This window comes from Novosphingobium aeonii (assembly GCF_052279045.1).
Lineage (GTDB): Bacteria > Pseudomonadota > Alphaproteobacteria > Sphingomonadales > Sphingomonadaceae > Novosphingobium.
Genome location: NZ_CP176832.1, coordinates 648,020 through 664,973, shown reverse-complemented (window position 1 = coordinate 664,973; position 16,954 = coordinate 648,020). Strand labels below are relative to the sequence as shown.

Below are 16,954 nucleotides of genomic sequence, written 5' to 3'. Positions count from 1 at the left end.
ACCTTCACCCGGGGAATCGCTAAGGGCGCGCCTTCCCGTATTTACGGCCACAGACTTTTTCGAGCGAGAGTAGACATGTCCCGCATCTGCGAACTGACCGGCAAGGGCCGCCAGGTCGGCTGCAACGTCAGCCACGCCAACAACAAGACCAAGCGCGTCTTCCTTCCCAACCTTCAGAACGTCACGCTGCTGTCGGACGGTCTTGAGCGCAGCTTCAAGTTCCGCGTCTCGACCCACGGCCTGCGTTCGGTCGAGCACAACGGTGGTCTCGACAACTGGCTGCTGAAGACCTCGGACACGAAGCTCAGCCCGCGCGCCGTCAAGGTGAAGCGCGAACTGAAGAAGATCCAGGTCGCCGCCTGATCCTTGCGCTCCCTTCCGGGGGCGTGACGATACGGTTCGCGAAAAGGCGTGCAAGCCCGGCTTGCGCGCCTTTTCGCATGTCCGGATTCCTGAAAAGGCCCGTAGCGGGCCACCCCTGAAAAGGCCCTTAGCGGGCCGCCGGCGATCAGGGCAGATCGGCCGGATCGACGCTCAGCTTCCAGAGCAAGGTACGCTGTAGCGGCGAGAAATTGTCGTCCGAGATCAGCCAGACGGTCAGCCTGCCGTCCTTCCGCGGGGCGATCGCGATTCCTTCGAAGTTGTCGATAGGCAGGTCGGACGAAAGCCGCGCCACTTCGCGGACCTTCCAGACACCGCCGGGGCGAATCGTCCGGGGATCGCCGATCGCGATCCGCCCGGCAAAACGCTGCGGCATCGGCCAGATCAACCGGCGCATCAGTATCAGCAGGCGGCCGTCAGGCATCTGCACCATGTCGGTAGGGCTGAATCCGGTCGGCGCGTCGAGCGTGAATGCCTGCCCCTCGCCAGCCGATTCTCCCCTTGGTCCCTTCGCCGTGGGATCGCCGGCGAACAGGGCCGCCTCGTGCAGGTGGTCGCTCCAGTCGACATAACCTTCGCGCAGCAGGACGAAGCGCCCGTCCTGCAGGCGCGTCATCGCTTCGGGGCCTGAATTCACGCCCCAATCGGCCATGACCGGCGGACGCACCCTCGCCTCTATCCCGTAGTCCGCGCCCATGCGGTAGATCGCGTTTCGGCCCTCCAGCCCCAGCCAGATCGTGCCCTTGTCATCCTGGGTGGCCGATTCGACATCGCGATCGGCCTTCTCGGGCTGGGCGGAGAGGGCAAGCTCGCCGATCCGGCTGTCCGCCTGCGATTCGCCGGGCGCCCGGAATTCGAGGTAATCGCCCGAATCGCTGAGCGCCAACATCATGCCCCCGGGCCGCAGCAGCAGCGAGGAGTAGCTCCCGAAGGAATGCGTGCGGCTGCGAGCCAGCCACACCTGCTCCAGCGCGAACGGCCCCAGCCGGGGGCCGGTCCGTTCGGGGGGCGGCAGGTCCAGCGGGACGAAGGCCAGCTCGAACGTCTTGAATTTGGGATGATGCGGCGAACGGCCCCAGGTCAGGGGCAGCAAGGACAGCAGGGCGAGGAGAGCAATGGTGCGGCGCACAAGGGCGGGATAAGCATTCCGGCGAAGGCCGCAAGCCGCTTTCGCGCCGCCTCCCTCGGAATCGCCGTCACGCAGGCGTCAATTCATGGCGCCGGTGAACAGGATCGGATCAAGGCGGGCATCGTTCCACTTGATCGACCAGTGCAGGTGCGGCCCCGTGGCGCGGCCCGACATGCCGATCCTGCCGATCACCTGCCCTTGCCGGACATGATCGCCCTGCTTCACGAGAATCTCGGAGCAATGCAGGAAAGCGCTGTTCAGCCCCATGCCGTGGTCCAGCATCAGCAGGTTGCCTTCCAGCGTGAACGGCTTTTCGGCGGCAAGGATCACCACCCCGTCGGCGGGGGCGACGAACGGCGTTCCGCTGGTGCCGGTGGCGATGTCGAGGCCGGAGTGATAGGCCCCCGGTTCACCCCGATAGACCCGCTGCGAACCGAACCGGCCGGAAATGCGCCCCTTCGCCGGCCAGACGAATTGCTGGCGCCACCCCTGCGCATCGGTATGCAGCGCGCGGGCGGCATTGATGCGATCAAGCTCGGGCTGGCGGATCGCCATGAAGGCCTCGGTCGCACCGCCGGGCTTGCGGGGAATGTTGATGTTCTCGATCTGCCAGGCCCGGGGCGAGACAGAGACCGGCTGCGTTATCCTGCGGCCATTGGCCAGCGTGGCCGTAAGCGTGGCGATCGTGCCGGCATCACGGTCAAAAGCGGCGAACCATGCGCCGTCCGGCGCCACCTGCACCGGCTGTCCATTGAGCGCGAGGGCCGTGGTGCCCGCAGGCGCCTTGCCGCGCATCCAGCCGCCCTGGGTCAATTCGCCGCCGTAGGTCAGCGCGGCAGCAGGGGCAACGGGAGCAATCGGCTGCGCCGCCAGCCCATTCCACGCGAGCAAAGCCCCCCCGGCCACCACGCCGGCGAGAATCAGCGATGCCCCGAGGGCCTTGCGCGCCGTCATGCCTTTCCGGTGAGGCGCTTGGTCGCGATTTCCGCCGAGGCGTAAGGCTCCTGGAACTCAGCGCTCCAGTAGCGCAGTTCCTCAAGCGGGATCTTCTCGCCGGTGACGGCGCAGAGCACGAAGTGTCCGCCGCTCAGCACCCGGAATCCATTGGGTCCGTAGGCGAGCTTGGCGGGGCGGTCGGCAGAAGACATAAGCATGGGCGAAATCCTAGCAGAGCGCGCCGTTCAAAACAAATCGCCCTGCCTCGAAGTGTCCGCCTTCGGTCGCACCGGGCGCTTTGGCGCCGCCGCCTCGGCAGCAGGTTCCGCAGGTTGTGCCGCTGCGGCGCGGGGTGCGGGCGGCGCCTCGGCCCCCACCGCGACCACAAGCTCGCCATCCCGGAATTCCAGCGTCAGCAGCGATTCGCGCGACGCCGCTTCCCGACTGGTCAGCGCGCGGCCGTCCGGGCCCTTGGCAAGGACGTAGCCCCGCTCCAGCGGCCGCTTCGGATCGAGCTGCGGCAGCACGCGGGAAACCGGCGCCAGACCGTCGCGCGCCATGGTCCAGCGGCGCGTGAGCAGGCGCGGGGTGAGGCCGACGCGCAGCAGCCGCTCCTCGCTGCGTTCCATCCGGTGGCGCAGCAGGGGCAGCGAAAGGCGCGAGGCGGTACGGCCAAGCTGTTCACGTTTGCGGCCCGCTTCGTCACGCAGCCCGCGTCGCAGGCGTTCGGACAGTTCGTCAAGCTTCTGCGCCTTGGCGGCCAGGATCGCCTCGGGCCTGGGCAGGCGCTGGACGCGGGCTTCCAGCCGTTCGCGGCCCAAGGTGACCGGGCGCAGCGCGCAGCGGCGCTTGCGATAGGCCAGTTCGTCGAGTGTCGCGGCCAGTTCCATGCGCACCGGAACCGCCATTTCGGCGGCAGCGGTAGGCGTGGGCGCGCGGCGATCGGCGGCATAGTCGCACAGCGTGGTGTCGGTTTCGTGCCCGACCGCCGAAATCACGGGAATCGACGACTCGGCCACGGCACGAACCACGATTTCCTCGTTGAACGACCACAAGTCCTCAATCGAACCGCCGCCGCGCGCCACGATCACCAGATCGGGGCGCGGAACCGGGCCGCCGGGACGGATCGCCGAAAAACCGCGCACGGCATTGGCAACCTGCTGTGCCGAGCCTTCGCCCTGCACCAGTACCGGCCAGACGAGGACGTGGCTGGGGAAGCGATCGGCAAGGCGGTGAAGGATATCGCGAATCACCGCGCCGGTGGGTGACGTCACGACGCCGATCACGCGGGGCAGGAAAGGCAGTTCCCGCTTGCGCTCTGGCGCGAAGAGGCCTTCCGCGGCAAGCCGCGCGCGCAGCTTTTCGAGCAGCGCCAGCAAGGCGCCCTCGCCCGCGATCTCCATCGATTCGATGACGACCTGGTATTTCGAACGCCCGGGATAAGTCGTGAGCTTGCCGGTGGCGATCACCTCGATGCCGTCTTCGGGCCGGAACGCCAGCCGCTGCGCACCGCCGCGCCACATGACGCCGTCGATCACCGCCTTGTCGTCCTTGAGAGCGCAATAGAGGTGGCCCGAAGCCGCGCGCTTGACGCCCGAAAGCTCTCCGCGCAGGCGCACGAAACCGAAACGATCCTCCACCGTGCGCTTCAGCAGATTCGAAATCTCGCTGATCGAGAGCGGCGCAGCGTTGTCCCCGGCCGCTTGCTTCGCTACCAGCCCCCCGGAACGACCATCATCGAATTCGTCGTCATCGAAAGGCACGGCTAATGAACATCCTTCTTCTGGGCTCTGGCGGCCGCGAACATGCGCTGGCCTGGAAGCTGGCGCAATCCCCGCTTTGCGAGACCCTATGGGCTGCGCCGGGTAACCCGGGCGTCGCCGAAGTCGCAAGCTGCATTTCGCTGGATGTCACCGATCACGCGGCGGTCATCGCCTTTTGCGAGACGAACGTGGTCGGCCTCGTCGTCATCGGCCCCGAAGCGCCGCTGGTCGACGGTCTGGCAGATTCCCTGCGCGCCGAGGGCTTTTCGGTGTTCGGTCCGAGCCAGGCGGCGGCCCAGCTCGAAGGTTCGAAGGGCTTCACCAAGGACCTGTGCGAACGCGCGGGCATTCCCACCGCCGGTTACGACCGCGTCTCCAACGAGGCGGACGCCATGGCCGCGCTGGCGAAGTTCGGCGCCCCGGTCGTCATCAAGGCGGACGGTCTTGCCGCCGGCAAGGGCGTGACCGTTGCCATGACCATGGCCGAGGCCGAGGACGCCGTGCGCGAGATCTTCTCGGGCCGCTTCGGCGAAGCCGGCGCCGAGGCCGTGATCGAGGAGTTCATGGAAGGCGAGGAAGCCAGCTTCTTCGCGCTTACCGACGGTTCCACCATCGTCCCCTTCGCCTCGGCGCAGGACCACAAGCGCGTGGGCGACGGCGACACCGGCCCCAATACCGGCGGCATGGGCGCCTATAGCCCTGCCCCGGTGCTGACGCCCAAGCTCGAGGCCGAAGTGCTCGAACGCATCATCGCGCCGACCGTGCGCACGCTGCAGAACGAAGGCACGCCCTATTCCGGCGTGCTGTTCCTGGGCGTGATGCTGACGCGCGAAGGCCCCAAGCTGATCGAGTACAATTGCCGCTTCGGCGATCCCGAGTGCCAGGTGATGATGCTGCGCCTCGAATCCGATCTGGTGGAACTGCTCCACGCCTGCGCCGACAACCGCCTCGCCGCGATCGAGCCCCCGCGCTTCAGCCGCGATACCGCGCTCACCGTGGTGATGGCCGCGAACGGCTATCCGGGCACCCCTGAAAAGGGCGGCGCGATTGCCGGTATCGCCGCGGCGGAGGCAAACGGCGCCAAGGTGTTCCACGCCGGTACCGAATTGAAGGACGGCGCACTCGTCGCCAGCGGCGGCCGCGTGCTCAACGTGACGGCGCGGGCCGCTTCGGTCTCCGAGGCGCAGGCCAAGGCCTATGCCGCCGTGGATGCGCTCGATTTCCCCACCGGCTTCTGCCGCCGCGACATCGGCTGGCGCGAAGTGGCGCGCGAGAAGGCTCATGGCAAGTAAGGTCGATACGTTTCTGAAGAGCTCACTGGCGGCAGCGGCGCTGCTCGCCGGTGCCGGCGTCGGCTATTACTACGGCGTGTTCCTGCCCGGACAGGCCGCCCGGCAGGAAGCCCGTGTGCTGGCCGAGCAGGAAGCCCGGCAGAAGCAGCAGGACGCGCAGACCAAGGCGCAGGAACGCGAACAGGCCGAACAGTCGCGCCGGCAGGAAGCCGCGCAGCAGGAATATCAGGACTGCCTGAACTTCGCGGAACTGTCCTACAAGCAGCGCTGGACCGCGAGCTGCCGCGCACAGCACGACGCCGACGTGGCCGCGCTGGCGGACTGTGCCGACAATCTCTTCGCCACCGAGGACGGCTGCCGCGCCAAGGTCCCCGTCCGGCCGGAACGCGATTGCGCCCTGCCCGGGCAGACCGCGCAGAGTTATTCGGATGCGCGCGAACAGCGCAAGGCCGAATGCCTTGCCCGCTTCCAGTCCAACCAGCCGCCTGCCCAGTCGCCTGCCCAGTCGATCCCGCCGGCCGGGGCGACCGGCTACGGCCCGCCGGCCGGTCAGCCGACTACCTTCTGATCTCCCGGCAGACGAGCCGCAGCGGGGCGATCTCGATTACCGGCGTTTCCCACGGGTGAATCGCCATGATGCGGTCCACCGCCTGGCGAAACGTCGGGTCGTCGGCGCGGCAGGGCGCGTGGACCTTGACCACCACGGTCGGTGAAAGGCTGATCTTGCCGGATTCTCCGACCGTGGGCGTCGCATCCTGCCCGGGCACGAAGCTCTCCCAGCCCAGGCCCATCTCGACCACGCCCTTGTAGAAGCCGAAATTGCCGAGCTGGTTGTCCTCGCGAATCGTCGCCAGGATCGATGCGAGAACCGGGTCGCGCTCCGCCGCCTCGCCGTCTCCCGCCAGCATGGCGGCAAGAGTCTCCTGCGTAACGGGAACATGGACGCGCAGCATCGTCGCTTCACGGGTGATCATGCCGGTTCATTCTCCATCAGCAGTTTGACGACCATCGCGAGGCGCTTGGCATCCTCGCGGGCAAGGTGTTCCGCCGGCAGGCGAATCCGGGCCTCTTCCAGCGCCGCATCGACCTGTTCGCGCGAAACGCCCTGCCCGACCATCCATTCCCCCAGGAAGCGGATCGGGAACGGCAGGCTTTCTCCGATTCCCTGGCACAGGATTTCCAGCCAGTACTGGTCGAGATCGGCATCGGAATAGACCTGCCGGTCCCCCACGAAGGCGATGAGTTCGGACAGCACCTGCTCCGGCGGAAGCCCCTCCGATTCGAGAGTGGCAAAGCTGATGCCGTGCAGCGCCTCGGCCTCTTCCGACCAGTCCCACGTCCGCCACACCGGAAGGGGTCTTATCAGCCAAGCACGGCTTTGCCCGTCGACCCGCGCCACCGCCACCTCGATGGGATAGGACGGGCCGTATTCCGGCAGGCAGCTTGCCTCGAAGTCGATGAGGGCCGGTTCGCCCTGTGGATCGTGAGCCGGTATGTGCTGGGCCATGAGTGCTCCTGATCGGGAAAAGGCCAGCCTCGCGCGCAAAAGGCGCCGCGTCAACGCCGTGCCGGACGCAAAGAGGGCTCCGTTCTTGCGAACGGAGCCCTCTTTTCCTGCCGCTGCCGGCCCGGCCGGATCAGCCGACGCGTTCGGCGATCAGCGCCTGGAGGTCCGCCTCAGGGCGGGCACCGTAGTGCGAGATGATCTCGCAGGCGCAGATCGCGCCATACTTGAGGCATTCCTCAAGGCTCTTTCCGCGCACATGGCCGAACAGGAAGCCGGCGGCGAAGAGATCGCCCGCGCCGGTGGTGTCCACCACGCGCCCGATCGGCTCGGCGCCGACCCTGGCGCGCTGGCCGTCCGAGAACGCCTCGGCGCCGTCCGCACCGCGCGTGACGACCAGCACCGGAATCTTCGGCGCCAGTTCGGCAACGGCCTTCTCGAAATCGTCATGGCCGACGAGCGCCGCCATCTCGTGTTCGTTGCAGAACAGCACGTCGATCTTGCCGGTCTCGATCAGGTCGAGGAAATCGGCGCGGTGACGGTCGATCACGAAGCATTCCGAAGGGGTGAAGGCGATCTTCCGGCCTGCCGAACGGGCAGCCTCGATCGCCTTGCGCATGGCCGCGCGCGGTTCTTCCGGGTCCCAGAGGTAGCCTTCGAGGTACAGCACGGCCGCGCTGGCGATGGCGCTTTCGTCCAGCGCTTCTGCGGGAAGGTAGTGGGATGCGCCGAGGAAGGTGTTCATCGTGCGCTGGCCGTCGGGCGTGACGAAGATCAGGCAGCGCGCCGTCGGCGGGTTGCCGGGGCGGGCCGGAACGTCGAAGGCGATGCCGCCGGCGCGGATGTCATGCGTGAACACTTCGCCGAGCTGGTCTTCGGCGACCTGGCCGATGAAAGCGCAGCGCGCGCCGAGCGCGGCAAGACCGGCCAGCGTGTTGGCGGCGGAACCGCCCGAAATCTCGCGGGCGGGGCCCATGGCGTCGTAGAGGCTCTTCGCCTGGTCGGCGTCGATCAGCATCATGCCGCCGCGCGACAGGCCGAGTTCCTCGATCAGCGAGTCCTCGCAGTTGGCGATGACGTCGATGATGGCGTTGCCGATGGCAATCACGTCGAGGCTGGGCGGCACGGGGGATTGGGCCATGCGGAAAAGAGTCCTTGGAATTGTCTGGAAGTCAGGTCGCGAGTAGCGTGCAGCCCGCCGCTTCGCAAGCGTGGCGGCAGTTGACAGCTTCGGAACGCCGCGCGATGCCGGGCGTGACCATGATCGACCAGAGCCAGGCCCGGGCCTCCCTTCCCGCTTTTCGCCGTTCCGTTTCTCGCCCCGCCGCGCTTAGGTGGTTCGCGCTTCAGAGGCCCGCGCCCCGGTGGCCGGCAATGCGCGGCCCTCTTGCCGCCGCTGCGATGGCCGCATTGCTGGCCGCCTGTTCGAGCACTTCGGGCGGAGTTTCCAGCACGCCGACCGCCCCGCCCCAGCGCGGCAGCCGGATCCCCGCGGTTCGCCAGCCCTCGCATACCGCGCGCAATCCCAGCATCCAGACCATCCCCGGCGTCGAAGGCGTGATCGGATCGAACGAGGGCCAGCTCGTGCACATGTTCGGCCAGCCCCGTCTCAATGTATGGGAAGGCGATGCCCGCAAACTGCAGTTCACCGGGAATGCCTGCCTGCTGGACATCTTCCTTTACCCCTCGACCAGTTCGAAGGAGCCGGTCGCCACTTATATCGATGCCCGCCGTTCTTCCGACGGGCAGGACGTTGACCGCGCCGCCTGCATCGCCGCGCTGCGCAAGCCCTGACCGGCAGGTTGTCGGGGAATCCGGGATACGCGAAAGCGCACCGCGCACATGCGAAAACGCCCGCGAGCAGCAAGCCTGCTCGCGGGCGTTTTCGTGTTCCAGCGGAAGGGAACGGCGGATCGGGGCGATCCGCTATTCCCTGATCCGGGTGCCGGGTTACTCGCCGGTTTCTCCGGCAGCCTCGGCAGCGCGCTTGGCTTCGAGCCAGGCGGCGACTTCGGCTTCCTGCGCGGCTTCGCTGGCCGCGCGCGAGGCGGCTTCGCGTTCGGCGCGCAGTTCCTCGATCAGGGCGTCGCGATCGTCGGTCAGACGTTCGTCGCTCTGGCCATCGTCCTGGATGCCGGCCTTCTTGGCGGCCTTGAAGACGATGAAGTCGAGTTCACGCTGCGAACAGAGGCCCAGCGTGACCGGGTCCTTCGGCGTGATGTTGGCGATGTTCCAGTGCGAACGGTCGCGGATCGCGGCGATCGTGTTGCGGGTGGTGCCGATCAGCTTGCCGATCTGCGCGTCCGAAACCTCGGGGTGGTTGCGCAGGATCCATGCGATGCCGTCGGGCTTGTCCTGACGCTTGGACACCGGCGTGTAGCGCGGGCCCTTGGTACGGCTGGAGGTGACCGGAACCTTGTGCATACGGAGCTTGTACTCCGGGTTTGCCTGGCCCTTCTCGATCTCTTCCATGGTCAGTTCGCCCGAACGCACGGGATCGCGTCCGGTATACTTGCTGGATGCCAGGTCATCGGCCATCGCCTGAACTTCGAGCATGTGCAGGCCGCAGAACTCTGCGATCTGCTCGAAGGTCAACGCAGTGGTATCGACCAGCCACGAGGCGGTCGCGTGCGGCATCAGCGGAGTGGGCTGGCTCATGTCTCTATCTCCGGCGGAAACAATAAGGGCCGCCCCTTCGCGGAGCGGCCGTACAGAGCCGATTTAGGGAAACTTTGTCCATTCGGCAAGCAAAAGCCTAGCTTTCGGCAACTCTGTTCTGCTTGCCGCTGCTGCGATTCGTCCCGGACCCGATCAGACTTCGAGCACGATCTTTCCAACGTGGTCGCCCGCCTCCATCCGCGCATGGGCCGCAGCGGCCTCGGCGAGCGGGAATCGGGTGTCCATGACCGGGCGCAGCACCCCATCCTCGACCAGCGGCCAGGCATTGGCGCGAATCTCCTGGGCGAGCAGCGCCTTGAACGAATCCGTGCGCGGACGCAGCGTCGATCCGGTCAGCGTGTACCGGCGGCTCATGACGACGGCCATGTTGATTTCCGCCTTCGCGCCGCCCTGCACGGCAATGGTGACATGCCGGCCATCGGGCGCAAGGCACTTCAGATTGCGCGAGACGTAATCTCCCGCGATCATGTCCAGCACGAGGTCCACACCCCTGCCCCCGGTGATCCGGGCGACTTCCTCGACGAAATCGACGCTCCTGTAGTCGATCGCATGGTCGGCGCCGATCTCCAGCGCGCGGGCGCACTTGGCGGGCGAACCGCAGGTCACGATCACGGTAAGGCCGAACTGGCGGCACAGCATGGTTGCCATGGTGCCGATGCCGCTGGTGCCGCCATGGATGAGGATGGTCTCCCCTTCCCGCGCCCAGCCGCGTTCGAACACGTTGTGCCACACGGTAAACAGGGTCTCGGGCAAGGCCGCCGCCTCAGCGAGAGAAAGCGATTCGGGCACCGGGAGGCAGGCGCCCACCTTGGCGATGCAATATTCGGCATAACCGCCGCCCGCCACCAGTGCGCAGACGGCCTGCCCCGGCACGAATTCGCTCACGCCTTCGCCCAGCGCGGCGATCCGGCCCGAGATTTCCAGCCCCGGCAGCGGCGATGCGCCGGGCGGCGGCGGATACTTGCCCTGTCGCTGCACCACGTCCGGACGATTGACGCCGGCAAAGGCAACCCTGACGAGAACCTCGCCGGAACCGGGCGACGGAACGGGCACCGTCACGGGCCGGAGAACCTCGGGACCGCCGGGCGTTTCGAAGCCGATCGCGGTCATCGTACTGGGTAGGTTGGCTAACATGATCATCCTGTTGCCACAGTCCCACTTTGAAGTGGAACATAATTTCTGGCCATTGACAGTGCCGAAGTACAGTCCGATGCTGCATTGCAATGGACGACGACGATCGACCGCGGCGGTGGTCATCCGAGAACAACCCCGGAAGGGCTGAACTTGGTGCCGCCAGCCTTCTCGCCAGCGAAAGCCTAGATCGCTTTTCGCTGGACGAACTCGACGCACGCGTCACGCTTCTCGAAGCAGAAATCGAACGCATCAAGGCTCACCGGCAGAAATCGGCCGCGCACATGCGCGCCGCGGATGCCCTGTTCAGGCCGAAGCAATCATGATCGTCGTCACACTGGGCCCGATCCCGGACCTTACCTTTCACGTCAACCTCGCAACCCTCCTGAGCGACCCTATATATGAGTTGAAACGAAGCCCTATCAAAACTCCCCCGCAAGGAGAGTCTCCCTCCCAAATGAAAGTCTTCTAGATGCCAAGTTTCGCGCAAAGCCTGGAAAAGACACTGCACTCGGCCCTGTCGCACGCTTCCGAGCGCAGCCATGAGTACGCCACGCTAGAGCACCTGCTGCTCGCCCTGATCGACGATCCGGACGCGGCACAGGTCATGCAGGCATGTGGCGTGGACCTTGGCGACCTCGGTGACGTGGTGCGCCAGTACCTCGACCAGGAATACCAGTCGCTCAAGACCGAGGAAAAGGGCGATCCCGCCCCCACGGCAGGCTTCCAGCGCGTGATCCAGCGCGCGATCCTGCACGTCCAGTCCTCTGGCAAGGATACCGTCACCGGCGCCAACGTGCTGGTCGCGCTGTTCTCCGAACGCGATTCCTACGCCGTCTACTTCCTGCAGCAGCAGGACATGAGCCGCCTCGACGCCGTCAGCTACATCAGCCACGGCATCGGCAAGGGCGGCAAGCGCGTGGAAGACCGCAGCTCCAAGGGCAACGAGGAACACGCCCCCACGCCCGAGGAAAAGGCCGAGGCCAAGAACGCCAGCAAGAAGGATTCGGCGCTCGACCAGTTCACCGTCAATCTCAACGAGAAGGCGCTGCTGGGCAAGGTCGACCCGCTGATCGGCCGCGGCCCCGAAGTGGACCGCACGATCCAGATCCTCTGCCGCCGTTCGAAGAACAACCCGCTCTATGTGGGCGATCCCGGCGTCGGCAAGACCGCCATCGCCGAAGGTCTGGCGCGCAAGATCGTCGAAGGCGAAGTGCCCGAAGTCCTGGCCGAAGCGGTGATCTACTCGCTCGACATGGGCAGCCTGCTGGCCGGCACCCGCTATCGCGGCGACTTCGAGGAACGCCTGAAGCAGGTCGTCTCCGAACTGGAGAAGATGCCGCACGCGATCCTGTTCATCGACGAGATCCACACGGTGATCGGCGCCGGCGCCACCAGCGGCGGCGCGATGGATGCCTCGAACCTGCTCAAGCCCGCGCTGTCGGGCGGGACGATCCGCTGCATCGGTTCGACCACCTACAAGGAGTTCCGCAACCACTTCGAGAAGGACCGCGCCCTGCTGCGCCGGTTCCAGAAGATCGACGTGAACGAACCCACCGTGGAAGACACGATCAAGATCCTGCGCGGCCTGCGTACCGCGTTCGAGGAACACCACAAGGTCAAGTACACGCCGGACGCGATCAAGACCGCGGTCGAGCTTTCGGCGCGCTACATCAATGATCGCAAGCTGCCCGACAAGGCGATCGACGTGATCGACGAAGTGGGCGCGATGCAGATGCTGGTGCCCCCCAGCCGCCGCAAGAAGACGATCACCGCCCGCGAGATCGAGCAGGTGATCGCCACGATGGCGCGCATCCCGCCCAAGTCGGTCAGCTCGGACGACAAGAAGGCGCTCGAGAATCTCGAACGCGACCTGAAGCGCGTGGTGTTCGGCCAGGACAAGGCGATCGGGGTGCTTTCCACCGCGATGAAGCTGAGCCGTGCGGGGCTTCGCGATCCGGACAAGCCGATCGGCTCGTTCCTGTTCTCCGGCCCTACCGGCGTCGGCAAGACTGAAGTGGCCAAGCAGCTCGCCGCGGTCATGGGCATTCCGATGCAGCGCTTCGACATGTCCGAATACATGGAGCGTCACTCGGTCAGCCGCCTGATCGGCGCGCCTCCGGGCTATGTCGGGTTCGATCAGGGCGGGTTGCTCACCGATGCCGTCGACCAGCAGCCGCATGCGGTCCTGCTTCTCGACGAAATCGAAAAGGCACACCCCGACCTGTTCAACATCCTGCTGCAGGTGATGGACAACGGCCGCCTGACCGACCACCACGGCAAGACCGTGGACTTCCGCAATATCGTGCTCATCATGACCACGAACGCGGGCGCATCGGACATGGCCAAGTCAGGCATCGGTTTCGGCGACGTTTCCAAGGCGGATGCCGGCGAGGAAGCGGTGAAGCAGCTCTTCACCCCGGAATTCCGCAACCGTCTCGATGCCATCGTGCCCTTCGCCTATCTCGGCAAGGAAACGATCAGCCGGGTCGTGGACAAGTTCATTCTCCAGCTCGAACTCCAGCTGGCCGACCAGAACGTCCACATCCAGTTCGACTCCGATGCGCGCGAATGGCTCGGCCACCGCGGCTATGACAAGCTCTACGGTGCCCGCCCGATGTCGCGCGTCATTCAGGAGAAGGTCAAGCAGCCGCTGGCGGAAGAACTGCTGTTCGGCAAGCTGGCGCAGGGCGGCGAGGTTCACGTCTCCGTCAAGGAAGACGCGCTGAACTTCGAACTGACGCCCGCCGCGCCCAAGGTGGTCAAGGGCAAGAAGGCCCCGGCCGCAAAGAAGTCGGCCAAGAAGCCCGGTCCCCAGTCGGAAGCCAACGCGGACGACTGATCGCACGGCCCCCGCGGGCCAGCAGGATCGACGATCAGGAAATGGGGCGGGAACCACAGGGTTCCTGCCCCATTTTGCTCACATGCCTCGCGATTTCTCCTGGATCCGACCTGAGCCCTGGGGAATCCACGTCGTCCCCGCCGATTGCTGGATCGATCCCGCCCGCCCGGTGGCGCGGGCACTGGTGACTCACGGCCACTCTGACCATGCGCGCGGCGGGCACGGCGAAACGGTCGCCACGCCGGAAACGCTCGCCATCATGAAGTTGCGCTACGCAACTTCCGAGGGCGCCGTGCCGGTCGCCTATCATGAGACGCTGAAGCTCGCCGGCGGCGTATCCGCCACTTACATCCCTGCCGGGCACGTCCTGGGCTCCGCACAGATTCTCCTCGAACATGCCGGCGAGCGCATCATCGTGACCGGCGATTTCAAGCGCCGCGCCGATCCCACCTGCCCGCCCTTCGAAGTGACGCCCTGCGATGTCCTCATCACCGAAGCCACCTTCGGCCTTCCCGTATTCCGCCACCCCCCCGTCGAGCACGAGATCGCCAGACTGCTCTCCGCCCTCGCCGTCAATCCGCAGCGCTGCGTGCTGGTCGGTGCCTATGCCCTCGGCAAGGCGCAGCGCCTGATCGCCGAACTGCGCCGCGCAGGACATCATGACGCCATCTACCTGCATGGCGCGATGGAGCGGATGTGCCGGCTTTACGAGGAACTCGGCGTCGATCTCGGCGAACTGCGGATGGTGAGTGACGTCACGAAGTCGGACCTCGCCGGAAGTGTGGTCATCGCGCCGCCTTCCGCCCTCAACGACCGCTGGAGCCGCCGCCTCCCCGATCCGATCACCGCCATGGCCTCGGGCTGGATGCGGGTGCGCCAGCGCGCCCGGCAGCGGATGGTCGAACTGCCGCTGGTGATTTCCGATCATGCGGATTGGGACGAACTGACTCAAACCGTGATCGACGTGAATCCTGCCGAGACCTGGATCACGCATGGGCGCGAGGAAGCGATGCTGCGCTGGTGCCAGTTGAATCAGCGAACCGCGCGGGCGCTGGCGCTGGTGGGATACGAGGATGAAGATGATTGAGAGGATTCGCGCAAAGACGCACAAACCCGCGGCAACCGGAAAGCGCGCCGTCAGCGTGCAGCCGCGCCCCTGCCGGTCCGGCTTTGCCTGTCCCTGATGGAACGCTTCGCCGCCCTTCTGGACGCTCTGGTCTATACCCGCAGCCGGAACGCCAAGCTCAAGCTCCTGGCCGACTACCTGCATGATACGCCTGACCCCGATCGCGGATGGGCGCTGGCCGCGCTGACGGACGGGCTCGATTTTCCCGCCGTGAAGAGCTCGACGATCCGCAACCTCATGGGCGAGCGGATCGACCCGATCCTCTGGACGCTGAGCCGGGATTACGTCGGCGATTCCGCCGAGACTGCCAGCCTGCTCTGGCCCGGGCCCGAGAGCCCGCCCGATCCGCCGACCGTTACCCAGGCCGTGGACGCCCTCTCCCGCATGACCCGCGCCAATGTCATGGCCGAACTGCCGCGCCTGCTGGACCGGCTCGATGCGGAAGGACGCTATGCACTGCTCAAGCTCGCCACGGGCGCGATGCGGATCGGCATCTCGGCCCGACTGGCCAAGACCGCGTTCGCGCAGGCTTTCGATGTTCCCGTAGACGATGTGGAGGAGCACTGGCACGGCCAGCAGCCTCCTTATGCCGCCCTGTTCGACTGGGCCGCCCACGGCGCCGAGCCCCCCTCATCCGAAGACCTGCCCCTGTTCCGCCCCTTCATGCTGGCGCATCCGCTGGAGGATACCGAGCTCGATCTTGCCGACTATGCGGCCGAGTGGAAGTGGGATGGCATTCGCGTGCAGGTCGTTCGCGTTGCCGGGGAAACGCGGGTCTACTCCCGCTCGGGCGACGATATTTCCGGCACCTTCCCCGAGATTGCCGCAGCACTCCATATCGACGCGGCGCTTGATGGCGAACTGCTGGTGCGCGGCATGCACCAGGGCGGCGAGGAAGGCGGCGCCGCCAGCTTCAACGCGCTTCAGCAGCGGCTCGGCCGCAAGCTGGTGTCCAGGAAGATGCTGGCGGAATATCCGGCATTCGTGAGGCTCTATGATGCTCTCATCATCGAAGGCGAAGACCTGCGCGCGCTTCCCTGGCGAGTGCGGCGGGAGCGCCTGGAGGCGCTCGTTCCCGGGCTCGATCCCGCGCACTTCGATCTCAGCACCGTGATCCCCGCGAGCGACTTCGCCGAACTCGCCGCCATTCGCGAACGTGCACGGGACGACGCGATCGAGGGGCTGATGCTCAAGCGCCGCGACAGTCCCTATGTCGCCGGCCGCAAGACCGGCCTCTGGTACAAGTGGAAGCGCGATCCCCTGCTGATCGACTGCGTGCTGATGTACGCCCAGCGCGGCAGCGGAAAGCGTTCGTCCTTCTATTCCGACTACACCTTCGGCTGCTGGGACGGCGACCCGGACGATATCGCGAATGGCGGCGCGGAACTGCTCCCGGTCGGCAAGGCCTACTTCGGCTTCACGGACGAGGAATTGAAATGGCTGGACCGCCACGTCCGCAACCACACCGTCAATCGCTTCGGCCCGGTGCGCGAGACGGACAAGTCGCTGGTGCTGGAAGTGGCCTTCGATTCGGTTCATCTCAGCAAGCGGCACAAGTCCGGCCTCGCCATGCGCTTCCCCCGCATTCACCGTATCCGCATGGACAAGCCGGCCCATGAGGCGGACCGGATTGAGACCCTGAAGGCCATGATCCGGGATTGACCGGGATCAAGTTCCACGTGGAACAGATCGGCTAGAGCGGGGATGCTCTCCTTTCCGCGCCCGGAGTTTTGCCCGTGACGACCCAGACCGAAGCCCCCGCTACCCCGCACGACATGATCGGCGGCGCGCCCGTATTCGAGGCAATCGCCAATCGTTTCTACGACCTGATGGAGCAGAACCCGGCCTATGCCGAACTTCGGGCGATGCATGCCGAAGACCTCGAACCGATGCGCCGCTCACTGCCCCGCTTCCTCGCCGGTTGGGCGGGCGGCCCGCGTGACTGGTTCGAGGCCAATCCCGGCAAATGCATGATGAGCCTGCACAAGGACTTTCCCATCGATCGCATGACGGCCGAACAATGGGCGGAAGCGATGGCCCGCGCCATTGCCGAGGTCGCACCCGAACCTGCCAACATCGCGCAGGCCATGACCGATGTGCTGACCCGGATGGCCCGGGGAATGGCGCGATAGACTGCCCGGCTTCGCCGCGCGCCACGGCGATCGGCAGGG

18 protein-coding genes are annotated in these 16,954 nt (G+C 66.2%); 9 read left to right on the top strand and 9 right to left on the bottom strand.

The annotated features are described in order from the left end of the window. Positions 1 to 75: 75 nt before the first annotated feature. Positions 76 to 363 carry a 50S ribosomal protein L28 gene (gene rpmB / locus ACLIMP_RS03375; RefSeq protein WP_054442023.1) on the top strand — a complete coding sequence of 96 codons (288 nt, stop codon included), beginning with the start codon at positions 76 to 78 and terminating at the stop codon, positions 361 to 363. A gap of 145 nt (positions 364 to 508) precedes the next feature. Here the strand turns inward: rpmB and ACLIMP_RS03370 are convergent, their stop codons facing one another. The 4 genes from ACLIMP_RS03370 to xseA form a co-directional block, all read right to left on the bottom strand. After that, positions 509 to 1,510: an esterase-like activity of phytase family protein gene (locus ACLIMP_RS03370; RefSeq protein WP_324697536.1), complete on the bottom strand. Its 1,002-nt coding sequence runs from the start codon at positions 1,508 to 1,510 to the stop codon at positions 509 to 511. Between the two features lie 78 nt (positions 1,511 to 1,588). Next, positions 1,589 to 2,464 carry a M23 family metallopeptidase gene (locus ACLIMP_RS03365; protein WP_443478037.1) on the bottom strand — a complete coding sequence of 292 codons (876 nt, stop codon included), beginning with the start codon at positions 2,462 to 2,464 and terminating at the stop codon, positions 1,589 to 1,591. Then, positions 2,461 to 2,664 (bottom strand): DUF2093 domain-containing protein, encoded by a 204-nt coding sequence (locus ACLIMP_RS03360; protein WP_185998315.1) that lies wholly within the window; start codon positions 2,662 to 2,664, stop codon positions 2,461 to 2,463. Before ACLIMP_RS03360 ends, ACLIMP_RS03365 begins: the two co-directional genes overlap by 4 nt. A gap of 27 nt (positions 2,665 to 2,691) precedes the next feature. Further along, positions 2,692 to 4,209: an exodeoxyribonuclease VII large subunit gene (gene xseA, locus ACLIMP_RS03355; RefSeq protein ID WP_324697531.1), complete on the bottom strand. Its 1,518-nt coding sequence runs from the start codon at positions 4,207 to 4,209 to the stop codon at positions 2,692 to 2,694. A gap of 5 nt (positions 4,210 to 4,214) precedes the next feature. Between xseA and purD the strand changes: the two genes are divergently transcribed. Beyond that, on the top strand, positions 4,215 to 5,501 hold the full coding sequence (purD, locus tag ACLIMP_RS03350) for a phosphoribosylamine--glycine ligase (RefSeq protein ID WP_324697529.1): 1,287 nt from the start codon (positions 4,215 to 4,217) through the stop codon (positions 5,499 to 5,501). Then, positions 5,491 to 6,069: a hypothetical protein gene (locus tag ACLIMP_RS03345; RefSeq protein ID WP_324697528.1), complete on the top strand. Its 579-nt coding sequence runs from the start codon at positions 5,491 to 5,493 to the stop codon at positions 6,067 to 6,069. The genes purD and ACLIMP_RS03345 overlap by 11 nt, the downstream gene beginning before the upstream one ends. Here the strand turns inward: ACLIMP_RS03345 and ACLIMP_RS03340 are convergent. From ACLIMP_RS03340 to ACLIMP_RS03330, 3 genes are all read right to left on the bottom strand, one after another. Beyond that, positions 6,059 to 6,475: a hypothetical protein gene (locus tag ACLIMP_RS03340; protein WP_243692582.1), complete on the bottom strand. Its 417-nt coding sequence runs from the start codon at positions 6,473 to 6,475 to the stop codon at positions 6,059 to 6,061. The genes ACLIMP_RS03345 and ACLIMP_RS03340 overlap by 11 nt on opposite strands. Next, on the bottom strand, positions 6,472 to 7,008 hold the full coding sequence (locus tag ACLIMP_RS03335; protein ID WP_054442030.1) for a 3'-5' exonuclease: 537 nt from the start codon (positions 7,006 to 7,008) through the stop codon (positions 6,472 to 6,474). Before ACLIMP_RS03335 ends, ACLIMP_RS03340 begins: the two co-directional genes overlap by 4 nt. A gap of 130 nt (positions 7,009 to 7,138) precedes the next feature. Further along, positions 7,139 to 8,146, bottom strand: coding sequence for an adenosine kinase (locus ACLIMP_RS03330; RefSeq protein ID WP_185998319.1), 1,008 nt, complete (start codon positions 8,144 to 8,146; stop codon positions 7,139 to 7,141). 233 nt (positions 8,147 to 8,379) lie between these two features. Between ACLIMP_RS03330 and ACLIMP_RS03325 the strand changes: the two genes are divergently transcribed. Then, positions 8,380 to 8,799 carry a hypothetical protein gene (locus ACLIMP_RS03325; RefSeq protein ID WP_324697525.1) on the top strand — a complete coding sequence of 140 codons (420 nt, stop codon included), beginning with the start codon at positions 8,380 to 8,382 and terminating at the stop codon, positions 8,797 to 8,799. Positions 8,800 to 8,955: 156 nt separating this feature from the next. On the opposite strand, the gene ACLIMP_RS03320 is transcribed toward ACLIMP_RS03325, so the two are convergent. Together ACLIMP_RS03320 and ACLIMP_RS03315 are read right to left on the bottom strand one after the other, a co-directional pair. Next, entirely contained in the window at positions 8,956 to 9,663 is a 708-nt protein-coding gene (locus ACLIMP_RS03320) for a DUF1013 domain-containing protein (RefSeq protein WP_054442031.1), read from the bottom strand. A 153-nt stretch (positions 9,664 to 9,816) separates the two neighbouring features. Continuing rightward, positions 9,817 to 10,818, bottom strand: a complete 1,002-nt coding sequence (locus ACLIMP_RS03315; RefSeq protein WP_324697522.1) for an NAD(P)H-quinone oxidoreductase — start codon at positions 10,816 to 10,818, stop codon at positions 9,817 to 9,819. A gap of 89 nt (positions 10,819 to 10,907) precedes the next feature. On the opposite strand from ACLIMP_RS03315, the gene ACLIMP_RS03310 reads away from it, so the two are divergent. The 5 genes from ACLIMP_RS03310 to ACLIMP_RS03290 all read left to right on the top strand — a co-directional run bounded on the left by ACLIMP_RS03310 (position 10,908) and on the right by ACLIMP_RS03290 (position 16,915). Next, positions 10,908 to 11,141, top strand: a complete 234-nt coding sequence (locus tag ACLIMP_RS03310; RefSeq protein WP_054442032.1) for a DUF1192 domain-containing protein — start codon at positions 10,908 to 10,910, stop codon at positions 11,139 to 11,141. A 146-nt stretch (positions 11,142 to 11,287) separates the two neighbouring features. After that, positions 11,288 to 13,657 (top strand): ATP-dependent Clp protease ATP-binding subunit ClpA, encoded by a 2,370-nt coding sequence (gene clpA, locus ACLIMP_RS03305; RefSeq protein WP_132468621.1) that lies wholly within the window; start codon positions 11,288 to 11,290, stop codon positions 13,655 to 13,657. An 82-nt stretch (positions 13,658 to 13,739) separates the two neighbouring features. Beyond that, a complete protein-coding gene (locus ACLIMP_RS03300; RefSeq protein ID WP_324697519.1) occupies positions 13,740 to 14,744 on the top strand; it encodes a ligase-associated DNA damage response exonuclease in 1,005 nt (334 codons plus the stop codon). 96 nt (positions 14,745 to 14,840) lie between these two features. After that, entirely contained in the window at positions 14,841 to 16,445 is a 1,605-nt protein-coding gene (locus ACLIMP_RS03295; protein ID WP_324697517.1) for a cisplatin damage response ATP-dependent DNA ligase, read from the top strand. Between the two features lie 113 nt (positions 16,446 to 16,558). Further along, positions 16,559 to 16,915 carry a group II truncated hemoglobin gene (locus tag ACLIMP_RS03290; protein ID WP_324699098.1) on the top strand — a complete coding sequence of 119 codons (357 nt, stop codon included), beginning with the start codon at positions 16,559 to 16,561 and terminating at the stop codon, positions 16,913 to 16,915. The last annotated feature ends 39 nt before the right edge of the window (positions 16,916 to 16,954 follow it).

Coding starts and splice junctions, on each gene's coding strand:
- ACLIMP_RS03325 (WP_324697525.1), top strand. CDS start 8,380: ATGCGCGGCCCTCTTGCCGCCGCTGCGATGGCCGCATTGCTGGCCGCC.
- ACLIMP_RS03360 (WP_185998315.1), bottom strand. CDS start 2,664: ATGCTTATGTCTTCTGCCGACCGCCCCGCCAAGCTCGCCTACGGACCC.
- clpA (WP_132468621.1), top strand. CDS start 11,288: ATGCCAAGTTTCGCGCAAAGCCTGGAAAAGACACTGCACTCGGCCCTG.
- ACLIMP_RS03290 (WP_324699098.1), top strand. CDS start 16,559: ATGATCGGCGGCGCGCCCGTATTCGAGGCAATCGCCAATCGTTTCTAC.
- ACLIMP_RS03315 (WP_324697522.1), bottom strand. CDS start 10,818: ATGTTAGCCAACCTACCCAGTACGATGACCGCGATCGGCTTCGAAACG.
- purD (WP_324697529.1), top strand. CDS start 4,215: ATGAACATCCTTCTTCTGGGCTCTGGCGGCCGCGAACATGCGCTGGCC.
- ACLIMP_RS03340 (WP_243692582.1), bottom strand. CDS start 6,475: ATGATCACCCGTGAAGCGACGATGCTGCGCGTCCATGTTCCCGTTACG.
- ACLIMP_RS03335 (WP_054442030.1), bottom strand. CDS start 7,008: ATGGCCCAGCACATACCGGCTCACGATCCACAGGGCGAACCGGCCCTC.
- ACLIMP_RS03310 (WP_054442032.1), top strand. CDS start 10,908: ATGGACGACGACGATCGACCGCGGCGGTGGTCATCCGAGAACAACCCC.
- ACLIMP_RS03330 (WP_185998319.1), bottom strand. CDS start 8,146: ATGGCCCAATCCCCCGTGCCGCCCAGCCTCGACGTGATTGCCATCGGC.
- rpmB (WP_054442023.1), top strand. CDS start 76: ATGTCCCGCATCTGCGAACTGACCGGCAAGGGCCGCCAGGTCGGCTGC.
- ACLIMP_RS03300 (WP_324697519.1), top strand. CDS start 13,740: ATGCCTCGCGATTTCTCCTGGATCCGACCTGAGCCCTGGGGAATCCAC.
- ACLIMP_RS03295 (WP_324697517.1), top strand. CDS start 14,841: ATGGAACGCTTCGCCGCCCTTCTGGACGCTCTGGTCTATACCCGCAGC.
- ACLIMP_RS03365 (WP_443478037.1), bottom strand. CDS start 2,464: ATGACGGCGCGCAAGGCCCTCGGGGCATCGCTGATTCTCGCCGGCGTG.
- ACLIMP_RS03345 (WP_324697528.1), top strand. CDS start 5,491: ATGGCAAGTAAGGTCGATACGTTTCTGAAGAGCTCACTGGCGGCAGCG.
- ACLIMP_RS03320 (WP_054442031.1), bottom strand. CDS start 9,663: ATGAGCCAGCCCACTCCGCTGATGCCGCACGCGACCGCCTCGTGGCTG.